The organism is Pseudomonas sp. S1_E05 (assembly GCF_056337105.1).
In genome coordinates this window covers 6,038,974-6,056,987 of the sequence record NZ_JBFRHM010000001.1, presented here as the reverse complement: position 1 = coordinate 6,056,987, position 18,014 = coordinate 6,038,974, and the positions used below count along the sequence as shown (strand labels likewise).

Below are 18,014 nucleotides of genomic sequence, written 5' to 3'. Positions count from 1 at the left end.
CTGCATTATGCGTATCGTCGTAGCTCTGGGCGGTAACGCCCTGCTCCGCCGCGGTGAGCCCATGACCGCTGACAACCAGCGTGCCAACATCCGCATCGCCACCGAGCAGATCGCCAAGATCCACCCTGGCAATCAACTGGTCATCGCCCACGGCAACGGCCCTCAGGTCGGCCTGCTGTCGCTGCAGGCGGCCGCCTACACCTCGGTCTCACCGTATCCGCTGGACGTGCTCGGCGCCGAGACCGAAGGCATGATCGGCTACATCATCGAACAGGAACTGGGCAACCTGCTGGACTTCGAAGTGCCCTTCGCCACCTTGCTGACCCAGGTCGAAGTCGACGCCGACGACCCGGCCTTCCAGAACCCGACCAAACCCATCGGCCCGGTGTACGCCAAGGCCGAGGCAGAAAAACTAGCGGCCGAAAAAGGCTGGGCAATTGCCCCGGATGGCGACAAGTTCCGCCGTGTGGTGGCCAGCCCCAGGCCTAAGCGCATCTTTGAAATCCGCCCGATCAAGTGGCTGCTGGAAAAAGGCAGCATCGTCATCTGCGCCGGCGGTGGCGGCATCCCGACCATGTACGGCCCCAATAGCAAGCTGCAGGGCGTGGAAGCGGTGATCGACAAGGACCTGTGCTCGGCGCTGCTGGCCGAACAGCTGGAAAGTGATCTGTTGGTGATCGCCACGGATGTCAACGCGGCCTACATCGACTTCGGCAAACCCACCCAGAAATCCATCAGCTACGCTCATCCGGACGAAATGGAAAAACTGGGCTTCGCCGCCGGCTCCATGGGACCAAAGGTTCAGGCAGCCTGCGAGTTTGCGCGCCATACTGGGAAAACGGCGGTGATCGGTTCACTGGCGGACATCGAAGAAATCGTCAAGGGTACGGCCGGCACGCGCATCAGCACGGCGAAGCCCGGGATAACTTACATATAAGGGGAACCGACAATGGCGAAGTTCGAGCCGGGTCATCTGCACATCGAGCGTCATGCGCTGACGCGTGATGATGTCAGCTACAACCTGTGCATTGACTATGAAGTCACACAGGATCCGAAGGAAGGCAAGGGAATGACGTTCACTTTGCATGGCAGCATGCAGGGCAAGGACATGAAGGAATCGTTTTTTCTGCCCAAGGACCAGGCTTACAACTTTGCCAGCAACGTGACGAAAATTGCCGAGAAGTATGGGATTCCAAAGACCCACAGCAATATCGGCTCGATCCACAAGCACTACGACCGGATGTTCGAAGATGTTCGGCAGCAACTGAACATGAAATCCGGAGACCCGGTGAAACCCGAGCATCTGGAGTAACCCCTCAAAACGACTTTGGTCCCCCCTGTAGGAGCGAGCATGCTCGCGATGGTCGTCAACGATGACGCTGGCTGTCATTAACCAGCGTCGTTCCTGAGTCCATCGCGAGCATGCTCGCTCCTACAGGGGGGCTCTCTAAAACTCGACAACATTTCACCAATCCCCCGCCCCAAGGCATACTTGCCACCCTTCGCATTGCAGAATCCAGTAGCGCCCCATGCGTATCCACGTCAGTTTCATCGACCGCGTCGGCATCACCCAGGAAGTCCTGGCTCTGCTCGGTGGGCGCAATCTCAACCTGGATGCGGTGGAAATGGTCCCACCCAACGTCTACATCGACGCCCCGACCCTGAGTCCAGAGGTGCTCGAAGAACTGCGTGACGCGCTGCTCAGCGTGCGTGGCGTGCAGGCAATGACGGTGGTCGACATCCTCCCCGGTCAGCGACGCCACTTGCAACTCGATGCCTTGCTGGCCGCGATGACCGACCCGGTGTTGGCGTTGGACAGTGCCGGCAAGGTACTGCTGGCCAACCCTGCGCTGATCGCCCTGTACGGCCGTGAACCAGCCGGGCTAAGCGTGGCCGAGCTGTTTGCCGATCCCGCGCTGCTCGACACGCTGCTGGAGCAAGGCTTTCGCCTGCCCCTGCGCGAGATCACGCTCAACGGCCAGACGTTGTTGCTGGACGCCACGCCGATCACCGACGCCGGCGCCCTGTTGACGCTCTACCCGCCGAACCGCATCGGCGAACAGCTTTCCGCGCTGCACCACGATCATGCCGAAGGGTTCGATGCACTGATTGGCGAATCCCCGGCGATTCGCACGCTAAAGGCTCGCGCCCAACGGGTGGCGGCGCTCGACGCGCCGTTGTTGATCCAGGGCGAAACCGGCACCGGCAAGGAACTGGTGGCGCGCGCCTGTCACGCGATCAGCGCCCGGTACAGTGCTCCTTTCCTCGCATTGAACTGCGCGGCATTGCCGGAGAACCTCGCCGAAAGCGAGCTGTTCGGCTATGCCCCCGGTGCCTTTACCGGCGCGCAACGCGGCGGCAAACCGGGGTTGATGGAACTGGCGAACCAGGGCACGGTGTTTCTCGATGAGATCGGCGAGATGTCGCCGTACTTGCAGGCCAAACTGCTGCGTTTTCTCAACGACGGCAGCTTCCGCCGGGTCGGTGGCGATCGCGAGGTTAAGGTCAATGTGCGCATTCTCAGCGCCACCCACCGCGACCTGGAAAAGATGGTTGCCGAAGGCACCTTCCGCGAAGACCTGTTCTACCGCCTCAATGTGCTGAATGTCGAAGTCCCGCCGTTGCGCGAGCGTGGCCAGGACATTCTGCTGCTGGCCCGTTACTTCATGCAGCAGGCTTGCGCCCAGATCCAGCGCCCAGTGTGCCGTCTGGCGCCGGGCACCTACCCCGCGTTGCTGGGTAATCGCTGGCCGGGCAATGTGCGGCAATTGCAAAACGTGATCTTCCGCGCCGCCGCGATCTGCGAAAGCAGCCTGGTGGACATCGGCGACCTCGACATCGCCGGCACATCCGTGGCCCGCCAGAGCGACAGCGACGTCGAAAGCCTGGAGCAGGCCATGGAAGAATTCGAAAAGTCCCTGCTGGAAAAACTCTACGTCAGCTACCCCTCCACCCGCCAACTCGCCAGCCGCTTGCAAACCTCCCACACGGCCATTGCGCATCGGTTGCGCAAGTATGGAATTCCCAATAAAGCTTGAAGGCATACACCGGCCACTGTAGGAGCGGGCTTGCCCGCGATGACGGTGTGTCAGGCAATTTTTTTATACCCGACACACAGCCATCGCGAGCAAGCCCGCTCCCACAATGGCCGGGTAAATCCTCATACCCATACCAAAAACGACCTCCACTGTACTGAAAGCGCTACAGCGGAACGATATCGCTACACACCTCCCTGATCAGCGCCGTGCAAGGCTTTGATCCCCCTCGGCTTTTTTCTACACGCCTGCCTGTAGCGATTTCGCTACACACCGACACCCCCCGCGCACCAGATCTATAGGTAACTTGCTGTTTTTAATAGAAAAAACAACATTGGCCGCGTTCTTGCTAAGTATCACCCTTATTAAAAGCAGGGCTTTAGCCCGAAGCCTTTCCATCGCGTCCACCAGACGAGTCTGGCCCCTAGGAGTTTCCATGAGCGAGTTGCGTTTTACTGAAGATCACGAATGGCTGCGTGCCGAAGCGGATGGCAGCGTCACCGTCGGTATCACGGCTTTCGCCCAGAACGCCTTGGGCGACGTGGTTTTCGTTCAACTGCCCGAACTGCAGGCCTATGAAAAAGGCGCCGAAGCCGCCACCGTCGAATCGGTGAAAGCCGCCAGCGGCGTGTACATGCCACTCGACGGCGAAGTGCTGGAAGTCAACCCGGCGCTGGAAAGCAGCCCGGAACTGGTCAACGAAGATCCGCTGGGCGAAGGCTGGTTCTTCCGCTTCCAGCCCGCCGACGCGGCGGCTGTCGACAAACTGCTGGATCAGGATGCCTACGACCGCCTGATCAAAGCCAACGCCGAAGCCTGAGGAGCCCGCACATGACTCAAGTAAACCTCAGCACCGCCAACGAATTCATCGCCCGCCATATCGGTCCACGTTCCGGCGACGAGCAGGCCATGCTCAACAGCCTCGGTTTCGACTCGCTCGAAGCCCTGAGCGCCAGCGTGATCCCGGAAAGCATCAAAGGCACCAGCGTGCTCGGCATGGATGATGGCCTCAGCGAAGCCGACGCCCTGGCGATGATCAAGGGCATCGCTGGCAAAAACCAACTGTTCAAGACCTATATCGGCCAGGGTTACTACGGCACCCATACACCGGCACCGATCCTGCGCAACCTGCTGGAAAACCCGGCTTGGTACACCGCCTACACCCCGTACCAGCCGGAAATTTCCCAGGGCCGTCTCGAAGCACTGCTGAACTTCCAGACCCTGATCAGCGACCTGACCGGCCTGCCGATCGCCAACGCTTCCTTGCTCGACGAAGCCACCGCGGCTGCCGAAGCCATGACCTTCTGCAAGCGCCTGAGCAAGAACAAGGGCAGCCACAAATTCTTCGCCTCTGCCCATTGCCACCCGCAAACCCTCGACGTGCTACGCACCCGTGCCGAGCCACTGGGCATCGACGTCGTGGTGGGCGATGAGCGTGAACTGAGTGACGTGACGCCATTCTTCGGCGCGCTGCTGCAATACCCGGCAAGCAACGGTGATGTGTTCGACTACCGCGAACTGACCGAGCGCTTCCACGCCGCCAATGCCCTGGTTGCGGTGGCGGCCGACCTGCTGGCCCTGACCGTACTGACCCCGCCGGGCGAATTCGGCGCCGACGTGGCCATTGGCAGCGCCCAGCGCTTCGGCGTACCGCTGGGCTTCGGTGGCCCGCACGCGGCGTATTTCTCCGCCAAGGATGCGTTCAAGCGCGACATGCCGGGCCGTCTGGTCGGTGTTTCCGTGGACCGTTTCGGTAAGCCGGCCCTGCGCCTGGCCATGCAGACCCGCGAACAACACATCCGTCGCGAGAAAGCCACCAGCAACATCTGCACCGCACAAGTGCTGCTGGCCAACATCGCCAGCATGTACGCCGTCTATCACGGCCCCAAAGGTCTGACGCAGATTGCCCGTCGCATCCACCAGCTGACTGCGATTCTGGCCAAGGGCCTGAACACCTTGGGCTTGAGCGTCGAGCAGGAACACTTCTTCGACACACTGACCCTCAAGACTGGTGCGAACACCGCCAAGCTGCACGACAAGGCGCACGCCCAGCAGATCAACCTGCGCGTGGTCGATGCCGAACGCCTGGGCCTGTCCCTGGACGAAACCAGCACCCAGGCCGATGTTGAAACCCTGTGGGCCCTGCTGGCCGAAGGCAAGGCGCTGCCTGACTTCGCCGCTGTCGCCGCCTCGGTCCAGGGCACCATCCCGGCCGCGCTGGTTCGCCAGTCGCCGATCCTCAGCCACCCGGTGTTCAACCGTTATCACTCGGAAACCGAGCTGATGCGCTACCTGCGCAAGCTCGCCGACAAGGACCTGGCCCTGGATCGCACCATGATCCCGTTGGGTTCGTGCACCATGAAACTCAACGCCGCCAGCGAAATGATTCCGGTGACCTGGGCTGAGTTCGGCGCCCTGCACCCGTTCGCCCCGGCCGAGCAAAGCGCCGGTTATCAGCAGTTGACCGATGAGCTGGAAGCGATGCTCTGCGCCGCCACCGGCTACGACTCGATCTCGCTGCAACCCAACGCCGGCTCGCAGGGTGAATACGCCGGCCTCCTGGCGATTCGCGCCTATCATCAGAGCCGTGGCGAAGACCGCCGCGACATCTGCCTGATCCCGTCGTCCGCCCACGGCACCAACCCGGCCACCGCCCAGATGGCCGGCATGCGTGTCGTGGTCACCGCCTGCGATGCGCGCGGCAACGTCGACATCGAAGACTTGCGCGCCAAAGCCATCGAGCACCGCGAACACCTCGCCGCGCTGATGATCACTTACCCGTCGACACACGGCGTGTTCGAAGAAGGCATCCGCGAAATCTGCGGCATCATTCATGACAACGGCGGCCAGGTGTATATCGACGGCGCCAACATGAACGCCATGGTCGGCCTCTGCGCACCAGGCAAGTTCGGCGGTGACGTATCGCACCTGAACCTGCACAAAACTTTCTGCATTCCCCACGGCGGTGGCGGCCCGGGCGTCGGCCCGATTGGCGTGAAATCGCACCTGGCGCCGTTCCTGCCGGGCCACGCCCAGATGGCACGCAAGGAAGGCGCGGTCTGCGCGGCACCGTTCGGCAGCGCGAGCATCCTGCCGATCACCTGGATGTACATTCGCATGATGGGCGGCGCCGGCCTCAAACGCGCCTCGCAGCTGGCGATCCTCAATGCCAACTACATTTCCCGTCGCCTCGAAGAGCACTACCCGGTGCTGTACACCGGCAGCAACGGCCTGGTGGCGCACGAATGCATCCTCGACCTGCGCCCGCTCAAGGACAGCAGCGGCATCAGCGTCGATGACGTGGCCAAGCGCCTGATCGACTTCGGCTTCCACGCCCCAACCATGTCGTTCCCGGTGGCGGGCACGCTGATGATCGAGCCGACCGAAAGTGAATCCAGGGAAGAACTGGACCGCTTCTGTGACGCCATGATCCGCATCCGCGAAGAAATCCGTGCGGTGGAAAACGGCACGCTGGACAAGGACGACAACCCGCTGAAAAACGCCCCGCATACCGCGCAGGAGTTGGTCGGCGAGTGGTCGCATCCGTACAGCCGCGAGCAAGCGGTGTACCCGGTTGCGTCGCTGATCGAAGGCAAATACTGGCCGCCGGTCGGTCGCGTCGACAACGTCTTCGGCGATCGCAACCTGGTGTGCGCTTGCCCGTCGATCGAAAGCTACGCTTGAACAGAAGCAGCTATGAGCTTCGAGCCCCAAGCTGCAAGCCTTAACAGCAAACTGCTGTGGCTTGCCGCTTGAAGCTCGCCGCTTCCAACTTGAAACAGCTATAAGCTTCAAGCCCTAGCGGCAAGCCTGAAGCGACAAGTCAAAAGCAAATTGCTCTGGCTTGCCGCTTGAAGCTTGCCGCTTCCAACTGCTCCACGGGAGCCGCCCATGTCTTTAAGCGTGTTCGACCTGTTCAAGATTGGCATCGGTCCTTCCAGTTCCCACACCGTCGGCCCGATGCGTGCCGCTGCCCGCTTCGCTGAAGGCTTGCGCCGTGACGATCTGCTGGCCACCACCACCTGTGTCAAGGTCGAGCTCTACGGCTCACTCGGCGCCACGGGCAAGGGCCACGGCAGTGACAAGGCCGTGTTGCTGGGCCTGGAAGGTGAACACCCGGATACCGTGAACACCGAAACCGTTGCCGCACGCCTCCAGGAGATTCGTGGCAACGGTCGCCTGAACCTGCTCGGCGAACACTCCATCGCCTTCAACGAGAAAGAACACCTGGCGATGATCCGCAAACCATTGGCGTATCACCCCAATGGCATGATTTTTCGCGCCTTCGACGCTGCGGGCCTGCAGATCCGCAGCCGTGAGTACTACTCGGTGGGCGGCGGTTTTGTCGTCGATGAAGACGCCGCCGGCGCCGACCGTATCGTCGAAGATGCCACCGCGCTCACGTTTCCGTTCAAGAGCGCCAAGGATCTGCTGGGACATTGCACCACCTATGGACTGTCGATCAGCCAGGTGATGCTGACCAACGAGAGCGCCTGGCGCCCGGAAGCGGAAACCCGTGCCGGGCTGCTGAAAATCTGGCAGGTCATGCAGGATTGCGTTGATGCGGGTTGCCGCAACGAAGGCATCCTGCAAGGTGGACTGAAGGTCAAACGCCGGGCGGCAGCGCTGCACCGGCAACTGTGCAAGAACCCGGAGTCGTCGTTGCGCGATCCGTTGTCTGTGCTGGACTGGGTCAACCTGTACGCCCTGGCGGTCAACGAAGAAAACGCCAACGGCGGACGCGTCGTGACCGCCCCCACCAATGGTGCGGCGGGCATCGTCCCGGCGGTGCTGCATTACTACATGCGCTTCATCCCTGGTGCCAACGAAGACGGCGTCGTGCGTTTCCTGCTGACGGCGGCTGCCATCGGCATCCTCTACAAGGAAAACGCTTCGATCTCCGGCGCCGAGGTGGGCTGCCAGGGTGAAGTCGGCGTGGCCTGCTCGATGGCGGCCGGAGCGCTTTGCGAAGTGCTCGGCGGCACCGTGCAGCAAGTGGAAAACGCCGCCGAAATCGGCATGGAACACAACCTCGGCCTGACCTGCGACCCCATTGGCGGGTTGGTGCAGGTGCCCTGCATCGAGCGCAACGCCATGGGTTCGGTCAAGGCCATCAACGCGGTACGCATGGCCATGCGCGGCGACGGACAACATTTCGTCTCGCTCGACAAGGTCATCCGCACCATGCGCCAGACTGGCGCCGACATGAAAAGCAAATACAAGGAAACCGCCCGTGGCGGTTTGGCGGTCAACATTATCGAGTGCTGATGCACGCATCCGCACGACTTTCAGGAGCTGGATATGTCCACCGAACAATTGTTGAAAACCCCGTTGCACGCGCTGCACATCGAACTCGGCGCCCGCATGGTGCCGTTCGCTGGCTACGACATGCCAGTGCAGTACCCGCTGGGCGTGATGAAGGAGCATCAGCACACTCGTGATCAGGCTGGGCTGTTCGATGTTTCGCACATGGGTCAGATTCGCCTGACCGGCGCCAATGCCGCCAAGGCCCTGGAAACTTTGGTGCCGGTGGACATCATCGATTTGCCGGTAGGCATGCAGCGTTATGCCATGTTCACCAACGAAACCGGCGGCATTCTCGACGACCTGATGGTTGCCAACCTCGGTAACGACGAGCTCTTCCTGGTGGTCAACGCCGCGTGCAAGGATCAGGACCTGGCGCACCTGCGCAAACATATCGGCGAGCAATGCACCGTCGAACCGCTGTTCGAAGAGCGTGCATTGCTGGCGCTGCAGGGCCCGGCCGCCGTCACCGTGCTCGCACGCCTCGCACCGGAAGTGGCAAACATGACTTTCATGCAATTCACCCGGGTGAAACTGCTGGGCGTGGACTGCTTTGTCAGCCGTTCGGGTTACACCGGTGAAGACGGTTTCGAAATCTCCGTGCCGGCTGCCAGCGCCGAAGCCTTGGCCCGCGCCCTGCTCGCCGAGCCGGAAGTCGAAGCCATCGGCCTTGGCGCACGCGACTCGTTGCGCCTGGAAGCAGGCCTGTGCCTCTACGGCCATGACATGAACACCGACACCAGCCCGATCGAAGCGAGCCTGTTGTGGGCCATCTCCAAGCCACGTCGCGCCGATGGCGCCCGTGCCGGTGGTTTCCCGGGCGCCGATACAATATTTGCGCAACAGCAGTCCGGCGTCAGTCGCAAACGTGTAGGCCTGTTGCCACAGGAACGTACGCCCGTGCGAGAAGGCGCAGAAATCGTCAACGAAGCAGGCGACATCATCGGCCGCGTGTGCAGCGGTGGCTTCGGCCCGACCCTGGGCGCTCCCTTGGCCATGGGTTACCTCGATAGCGCCTACATCGCCATCGACACGCCCGTCTGGGCAATCGTACGTGGGAAAAAGGTGTCATTGCTTGTAAGCAAAATGCCATTCGTGCCACAACGCTACTATCGTGGCTGATTGACTGTTTCTATAAGTAACGCGGTTGCGTTAACAGTGCACTAATGTGTAACGCAACCGCCATAAAACAGTGCATTACTCGATTATTACCTTCGTTTATGAACGTTGCTTATAACGATCGAAAACGAGTGAACAACATGATCGAATAAGAATGCTCTAGTGGACCGACTAACGTCATCAACCCGAGCAAATACGGGCCTCTAACAAGGGCTTGTTTTTTCTCCCATAGTTGGCGTAGAGTTTGTTCACTGTGTTTGCATGGGTCGCTTGGAATCGTGACCTGGGCAGTAGCCTACAAGTTAGCTACATCCCGTTCGACGTCTTCTTACTCTCCTGCAACCAGCTCCAGTACTCTTTCATGAGAAGGAGGCTGTCATTAATTTAGCGTCAAAGGAAATAAGAAATGTCCCAACGTCAGAGCGGTACCGTCAAGTGGTTTAACGACGAGAAAGGTTTTGGTTTTATCACTCCAGAAAGCGGTCCGGATCTGTTCGTGCATTTCCGCGCTATTCAGGGCAACGGCTTCAAGAGCCTGAAAGAAGGCCAGAAAGTGACCTTCATCGCCGTGCAAGGCCAGAAAGGCATGCAGGCTGACGAAGTTCAAGCAGAAGCCTGATCCTCGTAACGAAAAAGCCCCTGATGCTGACATCAGGGGCTTTTTTGTGCGCGTAAATCCGTAAAATGGGCTTCTTTTTTCTTGAGAACCCTGGCATGTCCAAACACCAGCTCAAACCACAGGGCGAGTTCCCCGCCGCGACCCTGGGTCGCCGCCTGGCAGCGATGTTCTATGACTTCCTGCTGTGCACCGCCCTGCTGATCGTGACCAGCGGCGTCTACAAGATGATCCAGATGGCGATCATCGGCGAAGACCGGATGCGCACCCTCACAGAAGCGGGCGCGCTGGATGGCGACCCACTGCTGTCGACGGTGCTGTTTTTTGTATTGTTCGGCTTCTTCGCCAAGTTCTGGACCATGACCGGCCAGACCCTGGGCATGCAGGTGTGGTGCATCCGCGTACAGAACGCCGACGGTTCGTCCATCAGCCTGTGGCAGGCGCTGCTGCGCTTTATTGTGTCGATCGCATCGTGGCTGTGCGTAGGGCTGGGATTCGTCTGGTCGCTGTTCGACAAGCAGAAGCGCAGCTGGCATGACATCTATTCAGGCACTGAGTTGGTGCGGATTCCGAAGAAGAAAAAAGAGTGACCTGTAGGAGCGGGCTTGCCCGCGATGATCGCCAACGATACCGCGTGCGGCCTGGATGCCCGCGGTGTCTGGACTACCATCGCGAGTAAACTCGCTCCTACAGGGGGTTGATTTTCTATGGGAGCGAGCCTGCTCGCGAGGCGGTGTCAGGCGTTACCCGCCAGCTTCATCCGGGCGGCCTGGGTGAAGTCGAGCATGCGCTTGAGCGGACGAATCGCCTGGGGAATCAGCGCCGGGTCGACAAAGATCTCGTTGGTGCCTTCCTTCAGGCACTTGAGCGTGCGTTCCAGGGTGTTCATTGCCATCCACGGGCAATGCGCGCAACTGCGGCACGCGGCGCCGTTACCGGCCGTTGGTGCTTCGATAAACACCTTGTCCGGGCACAGCTGCTGCATCTTGTAGAAAATGCCGCGATCCGTGGCGACGATCAGCGTCTTGTTCGGCAGGGTTTGCGCCGCCGCGATCAGTTGACTGGTCGAGCCCACGGCGTCCGCCAGCTCGATCACGGAAGTCGGTGATTCGGGGTGCACCAGAATGGCTGCGTCCGGATACAACGCCTTCATGTCTTCAAGTTGCTTGGACTTGAACTCCTCATGAACGATACAGGCACCGTCCCACAACAACATGTCCGCACCGGTCTTGCGTTGGATGTAGGTGCCCAGATGCTTGTCCGGCCCCCAGATGATCGTTTCGCCGTTATCCATCAGGCTTTCGACGATCTCCAGCGCACAGCTGGACGTCACGACCCAATCCGCCCTCGCCTTGACGGCCGCTGAGGTGTTGGCATAAACGACCACGGTGCGTTCCGGGTGCTGATCACAGAACGCCGAGAACTCATCCACCGGGCAACCCAGGTCCAGCGAGCAGGTGGCCTCCAGAGTCGGCATCAGCACGCGCTTCTCGGGGTTGAGGATCTTGGCCGTTTCGCCCATGAACTTCACCCCGGCGACCACGACGGTCTTGGCCGAATGGGCATTGCCGAAGCGCGCCATCTCCAGCGAGTCGGAAACACAGCCGCCGGTTTCTTCAGCCAAGGCCTGAATGATCGGATCACAATAGAAATGGGCCACCAGTACAGCGTCCTGAGCCTTGAGCTCGGCAGCGATGGCGGCACGGTAGTAGGCCTCTTCTTCGGTGCTCAGCGGCTTGGGCTGCTTGGCATCGAGGTGGGCTTGTACAAGAAGGCGTTCGGAAATCTGCGTCATATTCGCAAGACCTGCAGGCGCATTCGCGCGAAAGTCGAGTATACACCCGGCTCCGGACCCTAAAGGGCACCGCCGGGAAAGTGGGTATGCATCAGGCACGGTGAAGCTGGGCAAGGCTACAGAATATCCGGTCGATGCAAAAGGCCCTTCTGACCCGCGTCATGCGGCGCAGTCCCGGAGGGGCAACTCCCTGAATCGCAGGCAAAAAAAAATCCGGAAATCCTCACTTTCGTGGGCCTTCCAGACTTTTAAAACTGCTAAAAATGGTGGGTCGTGTGGGATTCGAACCTACGACCAATTGGTTAAAAGCCAACTGCTCTACCAACTGAGCTAACGACCCGCTGTGTGGTGGCGCGTATAATACTGATTTTTATAGGTTATTCAACACCTTATTTAAAAAACTTAAAAATAGGGTGTTGGATCGCTGATTCCGGCCGCTGCGAAGCCTTCTGCACGCAGTCGGCAGCTGTCGCACTTACCGCACGCACGCCCACTGTTATCGGCTTGATAACAGGAAACGGTCAAGCCGTAGTCAACGCCGAGCTTCACACCCGTCTCGACGATTTGTGCCTTGCTCATGTTCTGCAACGGTGCCTGGATGCGGAAACCATTGCCTTCGACACCAGCCTTGGTCGCCAGGTTGGCCATGCGCTCGAAAGACTCGACGAACTCCGGGCGGCAGTCCGGGTAGCCGGAGTAATCCACGGCGTTCACGCCAATGAAGATGTCACGGGCCCCGAGCACCTCGGCCCAGCCCAGGGCGAGAGACAGAAACACCGTATTGCGCGCTGGCACGTAGGTCACGGGAATGCCCTCACCTGCCTCTTCCGGGATGTCGATGCTGGTGTCGGTCAACGCCGAGCCGCCCATGCCGTTCAGGTTCAAACCGATGACCTTGTGCTCGATCACGCCCAGGTCGCGAGCGACGCGCTCGGCGGCGTGCAGTTCCGCGTGGGAGCGTTGGCCGTAGTCGAAGCTCATGGTGTAGCACGCGTAGCCCTGTGCCCGGGCCATGGCCACGACCGTTGCGGAGTCGAGTCCACCGGACAGCAGGATGACCGCACGTTTTTCCGCAGTATTGGTTTGTTCAGTCATCTCAGCGCCCCGGCTCGTCATTCCAAAGATATTTATGCAGCTGCAATTGCAAACGGACCGGCAGGTTGTCCGCAACCACCCAATCAGCCAGGTCCCGTGCATTCAGGTCATGATGACTTGGCGAAAACAGCACCTCGCCAGCGCGCCGCTCCAGACCGTACTGGATCAGCTTGGACACTGCCCAGTCATAGTCTTCCCGCGAGCAAATGACAAACTTCACCTGGTCGTTGGGTGTAAGCAGTTCGATATTCTCGTAGCGATTGCGGTGTGCTTCCTTCGAATCCGGGGTCTTGAGGTCGACCACGCGACTGACACGAGGATCGACCGCCGAGATGTCCAGTGCGCCACTGGTTTCCAGTGACACCTCGTAACCGGCGTCGCACAACTGCTTGAGCAATGGGATGGCGTTCGGTTGGGCCAAAGGCTCACCACCCGTGACACACACGTAGCGCGGGCGAAAGCCGGCGACCTGTTCGAGGATGTCGTCGAGGGTGCGCACGGTTCCGCCGGAAAACGCGTAGGCGCTGTCGCAGTACTGGCAACGCAAAGGGCAACCGGTCAGGCGCACGAAAACAGTGGGCAGCCCGGCAGTCCGCGTTTCCCCCTGCAACGAGTAGAAAACTTCGGTGATTCTCAATGTGTCTTGCATAGTCGCCACGGGCGTAACAGCTAAACAGGCTGTCCGCCTCCGTCAGGCACTTCAAGGAACCCCGCCAACGCGTAGATCCCAAAAAGCGTGTTTCATAAAAAGGGCGTGAATTCTAACGAAAAAACCCGCGACAAGCGCGGGTTTCTTCCAATCGGCTCAAGCCGCGTTACATGCGCTGCAAATCGCGCTGGGCCAACTGAGCGGCGGAAGTGCCCGGGTATTGGGACACAACCTGTTGCAAAATGCCTTTGACCTTGTCGGGATGACCCAGGCGGCGTTCTACGTCAGCCAGCTTGTACAGCGAGTCAGGCACTTTGTTGTGCTTGGGATAAAGCTGGGAAACCTTGGCAAAAGCCTGACCCGCACCCTGCAGATCACCTTTGGCCAGGTTCACTTCGCCCAACCAGTACTGTGCATTGCCGGCGTACTGGCTGTTGGGGTACTTGCGCAGGAAAGCGCTGAAAGCCTGGCTGGCCTTGTCGAAATCCTTGGCTTTGATCAGGTCGAAGGCTGCATCGTAATACAGTTTTTCCTTGGCCGGATCAGCGGGTTCGCTGCCTGCTGCCGGGGCTTGAGCGGCAGCCGCTCCCGCACCTGCGCCGGCGGCTGCACCGGGGGCGTTCAAGTCGCCACCGGCTGGAGAATTCTCGGGAGTCGCGGCTGGTGCAACGCCGTTCCCTATGCGCCGATCAAGATCCTGGTATCGCTCCAGGGATTCCTGCTTCATGCGCGAAACCTGATTTTGCAGTTCCTCAATCACGCCTTGCTGACGCGAAATCTGATCCTGCATTTGTTGCAGCTGGTTGAACAGCATGCCTTGTGCCGAGGCAGGGGTCGTCGCCCCTCCCCCGGCATAGGCGCCGTTCGTACCGTAACCGGCTGGCGGAGTACTACTCCCGCTATTGTTATAGCCGGAGTCATTATCGACCACAGGAACCGCAGCCCACACCGCAAGCGGAGCGAGGCTGAGAGCCAATACAGTTACAGCACGACGGCACGTTCGCATATCGAATTACTTACGCAGTTCGACGCGACGGTTTTGAGCCCAGGACTGCTCGTCGTTGCCGGTAGCAACTGGACGCTCTTCGCCGTAGGAAACCAGTTCCAGCTGAGCTGGGGAAACACCTTGCAGTACCAGGTAGCGCTGAACGGCTTTCGCACGACGCTCGCCCAGTGCCATGTTGTACTCACGAGTACCACGTTCGTCGGTGTTGCCTTCCAGAACAACGCGAGCGCCGTTTGCTTTCAGGTCTTTGGCGTGAACGTCCAGGGAGCGCATGGCTTCTGGCTTCAGGTCCGAGCTGTCGTATTCGAAGTAGAAGGTGGTGATTGCGCGCAGAGCAGCTTCTTCGCTCAGGGAGCCGTCAACAGCACCAGTGTTAGCGCCGTAACCAGCGTTTGGATCAACAGCGCCTTCACCGGCGTTGTCGCCGCCTTTGGACGAGCAACCTACAGCTACAGCCATGGCCAGAGCCAGCGCAGCAAATTTACCAAACTTCAGCATTTCCATCGTGAAACTCCTAATGAACCCCAGTGTGTTAAGTAAAACGTAAAGCGCCGCGTCAGTTCAGGTAAGGGGACCAGGAAGGTTCTCTGACTTCGCCTTGTGCGGTAGGAAGCGGGAGCCTTACGCGTCCATTAATGGACACGAGCATCAAGACTCCCCGGCCCTGCTGGCGGGTGGCGTAGATTACCATGGTGCCGTTGGGCGCAACAGTAGGCGACTCGTCCAGAGTGCTATCAGTGAGGATTTTTACACTTCCTCGCTGCAAATCCTGGGCTGCCACCTTGAAATTGGTGAAACCGTCCTGGCGGTGAATCATCACCAGCGTCTTTTCATCAGCCGACAGTTTAGGGTTGGCGTTGTAGTTACCCACGAAGGTCACACGCTCCGCCCCGCCGCCACCGACGCTGGTTTTGTAGATCTGTGGCTTGCCGCCACGGTCCGAGGTGAAGTAGATGGTCGAACCATCCTTGCCCCAGAACGGTTCGGTATTGATGCCAGGACCATTGGTCACACGAGTGATCTGACGCGAACCCAGGTTCATTACGTAAATGTCCGGGTTACCGTCCTTCGACAGCACGAATGCCAGGCGATTGCCATCCGGCGACCAGGCGGGTGCACCGTTCAGGCCCTCGAAATTGGTCAGTTGCTCACGGCGACCGGTGTCGATGTTCTGCATGAAGATACGTGGACGCTTCTGCTCGAACGACACATAGGCGATACGCTTGCCATCAGGCGCGAAACGCGGCGACAGGATCGGCTCGCGCGATTGCAGCAGGGTCACGGCACGGGCACCGTCGTAGTCCGAGCGTTGCAGCGTGTAGCGGGTGTTCTTCTCGGAGAAACGTTCTGCCGTCACGTACAGCAGGCGAGTCGAGAACGCACCTTTGATACCGGTGAGTTTTTCGAACGACTGGTCGGCAATGTAGTGCGCCATGTCACGCAGTTGATCAACACCACCCGACACGCTGCCGGTCAGCACTTGCTGCTCGGTGGCGACGTTGAAAAGCGCGTACTGGACCTGCAGGCGACCACCGGCCGGCGCGATGCTGCCGACCATGATGTACTGGGCACCCAGCGCCTTGAAGTCGCGGTAGATGATTTCGCTGGCCTGACTTGGCTGGCTGATCATGTTTTGCTTCGGAATCGGCGAGTAGTAACCCGAGTTACGCAGGTCGTTACCGATGATTTCAGCCATGTCGTCCGGCAGCACGCTACCGCCCTGATTACCAAAAGGCACGACGGCAATCGGTGTTGCCCGATCACTGCCGCTGGTGACCAGAATATTTTTCTCATCCGCCATCGCCAGACCTGCCATGCAGCAGATTGCGATCAGCATTCCTCGAAGAAGGTTTCTCACAAGGCTAGATCCTCAGGTGTAAATGTCATCTTGAAGGAACGATACGGAGCGAAATCGCTCGGCTTCATTCCCTGCATTTCTGTCAAACGTCCAATATTCTTCACCGCTGCCACAGCCGATGCGTCAAACGGACCGTCACCACTGGATTTGGCCACGCTGACCGAGGTCACCGTACCGTCCGGCAACATGCCGATCTGCAACACCACCGTCATGCCCTTGCGTGCTGAAGGTGGGCGAGCCCAGCCCTCCGCTGCACGAGCGCGAATCAGGTCATCGAAGCTGCCGGCGACTTCGTCACCCTGCTCGTCCGCCAGGGCCTGCTGACGCTGCGGCGTGTCGGAAAGCAAATCAGCCAGGGCCTGAGCCTTTTTATCCTCGGCGGATTTACGTGCCGCGTCCTGCGATTTCTTCTTCGCAGCATCGGCAGCAGCTTTCTTCTTCGCTTCGTCGGCGACTTTTTTCTTCGCCTCTTCAGCTTCAGCTTTTTTCTTGGCGTCTTCAGCGGCTTTCTTTTTCGCGTCTTCGACGATCTTTTTCTTCGCTTCTTCAGCGGCCGCTTTCTTGGCCTCTTCTTCAGCAGCCTTCTTGGCTTCTTCTTCGGCTTTCTTCTTGGCTATATCAGCCAATTGTTTCTCTTCTGCCTTCTTGGCTTCGGCGGTCTTCTTCGCTTCATCGGCTTTCTTGGCTTCATCAGCCTTTTTCGCCTCTTCGGCTTTCTTCGACTCGTCGGCCTTCTTGGCTTCCTCGGCCTTTTGAGCCGCTTCTTCTTTCTTTTGTTCCGCAGCCTTTATCGCTTCCTGCTCGACCTTCTTCTGTTCCATCTGCTCGACTTCGGTCTGGCGCGCAGCCGACTTCTTCGCTTCACCCGCAATCTTCTGATTGGTCTGGGTGGTGGCCTGACTTTTCGATTTCAGCTGGTACAGGGTGGCCTGGACAATGGGCTTGGCCGGCGGCAACTCAGGCGTAAAGGCGAAACTGACGAACAGCATGCCGAACACCAGCACGTGCAAGCAGATCGCCCAGACACTGGGCCAGAAGTAGCTTTCCGAGGCTGTTGGCTCTCGCTGTTGCTGCATCAGGGCGCCTCGGTAATCAGACCAACGTTACCGACCCCGGCTTTCTGCAACCCACCCATGGCCCCCATGACGGCACCGTAATCGACGGTCTTGTCGCCACGAATGAATACCTGGGTGTGCTTGCCGCCCTCGTTGCCGGCACGAATGATCTTGGTCACCGCATCCGTCATCTGCGGCAGGGTCATGGCGCGATCCTGCTGCTTTTCGGTGTCGACTTCGCTGCCAAGGTTCCAGTAGTAGGTCTTGTCAGCCTTGATCGAAATGGTCAGGACCTGAGTGTTGTTGTCCTGCGGCAAGGCTTCGCTGGAAACCTTGGGCAGATCAACTTTCACGCCCTGATTGAGCATTGGCGCGGTCACCATGAAGATGACCAGCAGTACCAGCATCACGTCGATGTAAGGCACCACGTTCATCTCGGCAACCGGCTTGCGCTTATTGCGGGCTCGAGCGATTAAAGCCAT

Annotated in this window: 17 protein-coding genes and 1 tRNA gene; 9 read left to right on the top strand and 9 right to left on the bottom strand. The window is 59.5% G+C overall.

Annotation, left to right across the window (positions count from 1 at the left end):
• The first annotated feature begins 7 nt into the window (after nt 1–7).
• The 9 genes from arcC (at nt 8) to AB4N33_RS27985 (ending at nt 10,664) form a co-directional block, all read left to right on the top strand.
• Entirely contained in the window at nt 8–937 is a 930-nt protein-coding gene (gene arcC / locus AB4N33_RS28025) for a carbamate kinase (RefSeq protein WP_460121563.1), read from the top strand.
• Between the two features lie 12 nt (nt 938–949).
• The gene (locus AB4N33_RS28020; protein ID WP_476458680.1) at nt 950–1,312 is read left to right on the top strand and encodes a DUF5064 family protein; all 363 of its coding nucleotides are present in this window, start codon (nt 950–952) and stop codon (nt 1,310–1,312) included.
• A 217-nt stretch (nt 1,313–1,529) separates the two neighbouring features.
• The gene (locus AB4N33_RS28015) at nt 1,530–3,038 is read left to right on the top strand and encodes a sigma-54-dependent transcriptional regulator (RefSeq protein ID WP_460121559.1); all 1,509 of its coding nucleotides are present in this window, start codon (nt 1,530–1,532) and stop codon (nt 3,036–3,038) included.
• Between the two features lie 433 nt (nt 3,039–3,471).
• Nucleotides 3,472–3,855, top strand: coding sequence for a glycine cleavage system protein GcvH (gene gcvH / locus AB4N33_RS28010; protein WP_460121558.1), 384 nt, complete (start codon nt 3,472–3,474; stop codon nt 3,853–3,855).
• An 11-nt stretch (nt 3,856–3,866) separates the two neighbouring features.
• On the top strand, nt 3,867–6,719 hold the full coding sequence (gene gcvP / locus AB4N33_RS28005; protein WP_476458679.1) for an aminomethyl-transferring glycine dehydrogenase: 2,853 nt from the start codon (nt 3,867–3,869) through the stop codon (nt 6,717–6,719).
• Between the two features lie 207 nt (nt 6,720–6,926).
• Nucleotides 6,927–8,303 carry an L-serine ammonia-lyase gene (locus AB4N33_RS28000; RefSeq protein WP_460121554.1) on the top strand — a complete coding sequence of 459 codons (1,377 nt, stop codon included), beginning with the start codon at nt 6,927–6,929 and terminating at the stop codon, nt 8,301–8,303.
• A 33-nt stretch (nt 8,304–8,336) separates the two neighbouring features.
• Nucleotides 8,337–9,461: a glycine cleavage system aminomethyltransferase GcvT gene (gene gcvT, locus AB4N33_RS27995; RefSeq protein WP_476458678.1), complete on the top strand. Its 1,125-nt coding sequence runs from the start codon at nt 8,337–8,339 to the stop codon at nt 9,459–9,461.
• Nucleotides 9,462–9,864: 403 nt separating this feature from the next.
• Complete coding sequence (locus AB4N33_RS27990; protein ID WP_007977299.1) at nt 9,865–10,077, top strand: cold-shock protein; 213 nt, start codon at nt 9,865–9,867, stop codon at nt 10,075–10,077.
• A gap of 95 nt (nt 10,078–10,172) precedes the next feature.
• Nucleotides 10,173–10,664, top strand: a complete 492-nt coding sequence (locus AB4N33_RS27985; RefSeq protein ID WP_460141025.1) for an RDD family protein — start codon at nt 10,173–10,175, stop codon at nt 10,662–10,664.
• A 146-nt stretch (nt 10,665–10,810) separates the two neighbouring features.
• Here AB4N33_RS27985 and nadA read toward each other — a convergent pair whose 3' ends face one another.
• The 9 genes from nadA to tolR all read right to left on the bottom strand — a co-directional run bounded on the left by nadA (nt 10,811) and on the right by tolR (nt 18,005).
• Nucleotides 10,811–11,869, bottom strand: a complete 1,059-nt coding sequence (gene nadA, locus AB4N33_RS27980; RefSeq protein ID WP_476458677.1) for a quinolinate synthase NadA — start codon at nt 11,867–11,869, stop codon at nt 10,811–10,813.
• A gap of 264 nt (nt 11,870–12,133) precedes the next feature.
• Nucleotides 12,134–12,209 (bottom strand) — tRNA-Lys (locus tag AB4N33_RS27975).
• A gap of 62 nt (nt 12,210–12,271) precedes the next feature.
• Nucleotides 12,272–12,964: a 7-cyano-7-deazaguanine synthase QueC gene (gene queC / locus AB4N33_RS27970; RefSeq protein WP_460121547.1), complete on the bottom strand. Its 693-nt coding sequence runs from the start codon at nt 12,962–12,964 to the stop codon at nt 12,272–12,274.
• Between the two features lies 1 nt (nt 12,965).
• The gene (queE, locus tag AB4N33_RS27965) at nt 12,966–13,613 is read right to left on the bottom strand and encodes a 7-carboxy-7-deazaguanine synthase QueE (RefSeq protein ID WP_192305571.1); all 648 of its coding nucleotides are present in this window, start codon (nt 13,611–13,613) and stop codon (nt 12,966–12,968) included.
• Between the two features lie 166 nt (nt 13,614–13,779).
• Nucleotides 13,780–14,619 carry a tol-pal system protein YbgF gene (gene ybgF / locus AB4N33_RS27960; protein ID WP_476458676.1) on the bottom strand — a complete coding sequence of 280 codons (840 nt, stop codon included), beginning with the start codon at nt 14,617–14,619 and terminating at the stop codon, nt 13,780–13,782.
• A 6-nt stretch (nt 14,620–14,625) separates the two neighbouring features.
• Entirely contained in the window at nt 14,626–15,123 is a 498-nt protein-coding gene (gene pal, locus AB4N33_RS27955) for a peptidoglycan-associated lipoprotein Pal (protein ID WP_150772357.1), read from the bottom strand.
• Nucleotides 15,124–15,175: 52 nt separating this feature from the next.
• Nucleotides 15,176–16,456, bottom strand: coding sequence for a Tol-Pal system beta propeller repeat protein TolB (gene tolB, locus AB4N33_RS27950; protein ID WP_460126565.1), 1,281 nt, complete (start codon nt 16,454–16,456; stop codon nt 15,176–15,178).
• Nucleotides 16,457–16,473: 17 nt separating this feature from the next.
• Complete coding sequence (gene tolA / locus AB4N33_RS27945) at nt 16,474–17,553, bottom strand: cell envelope integrity protein TolA (protein WP_460121542.1); 1,080 nt, start codon at nt 17,551–17,553, stop codon at nt 16,474–16,476.
• Nucleotides 17,553–18,005 carry a protein TolR gene (tolR, locus tag AB4N33_RS27940; RefSeq protein WP_192306394.1) on the bottom strand — a complete coding sequence of 151 codons (453 nt, stop codon included), beginning with the start codon at nt 18,003–18,005 and terminating at the stop codon, nt 17,553–17,555. The genes tolA and tolR overlap by 1 nt, the downstream gene beginning before the upstream one ends.
• Nucleotides 18,006–18,014: the final 9 nt, after the last annotated feature.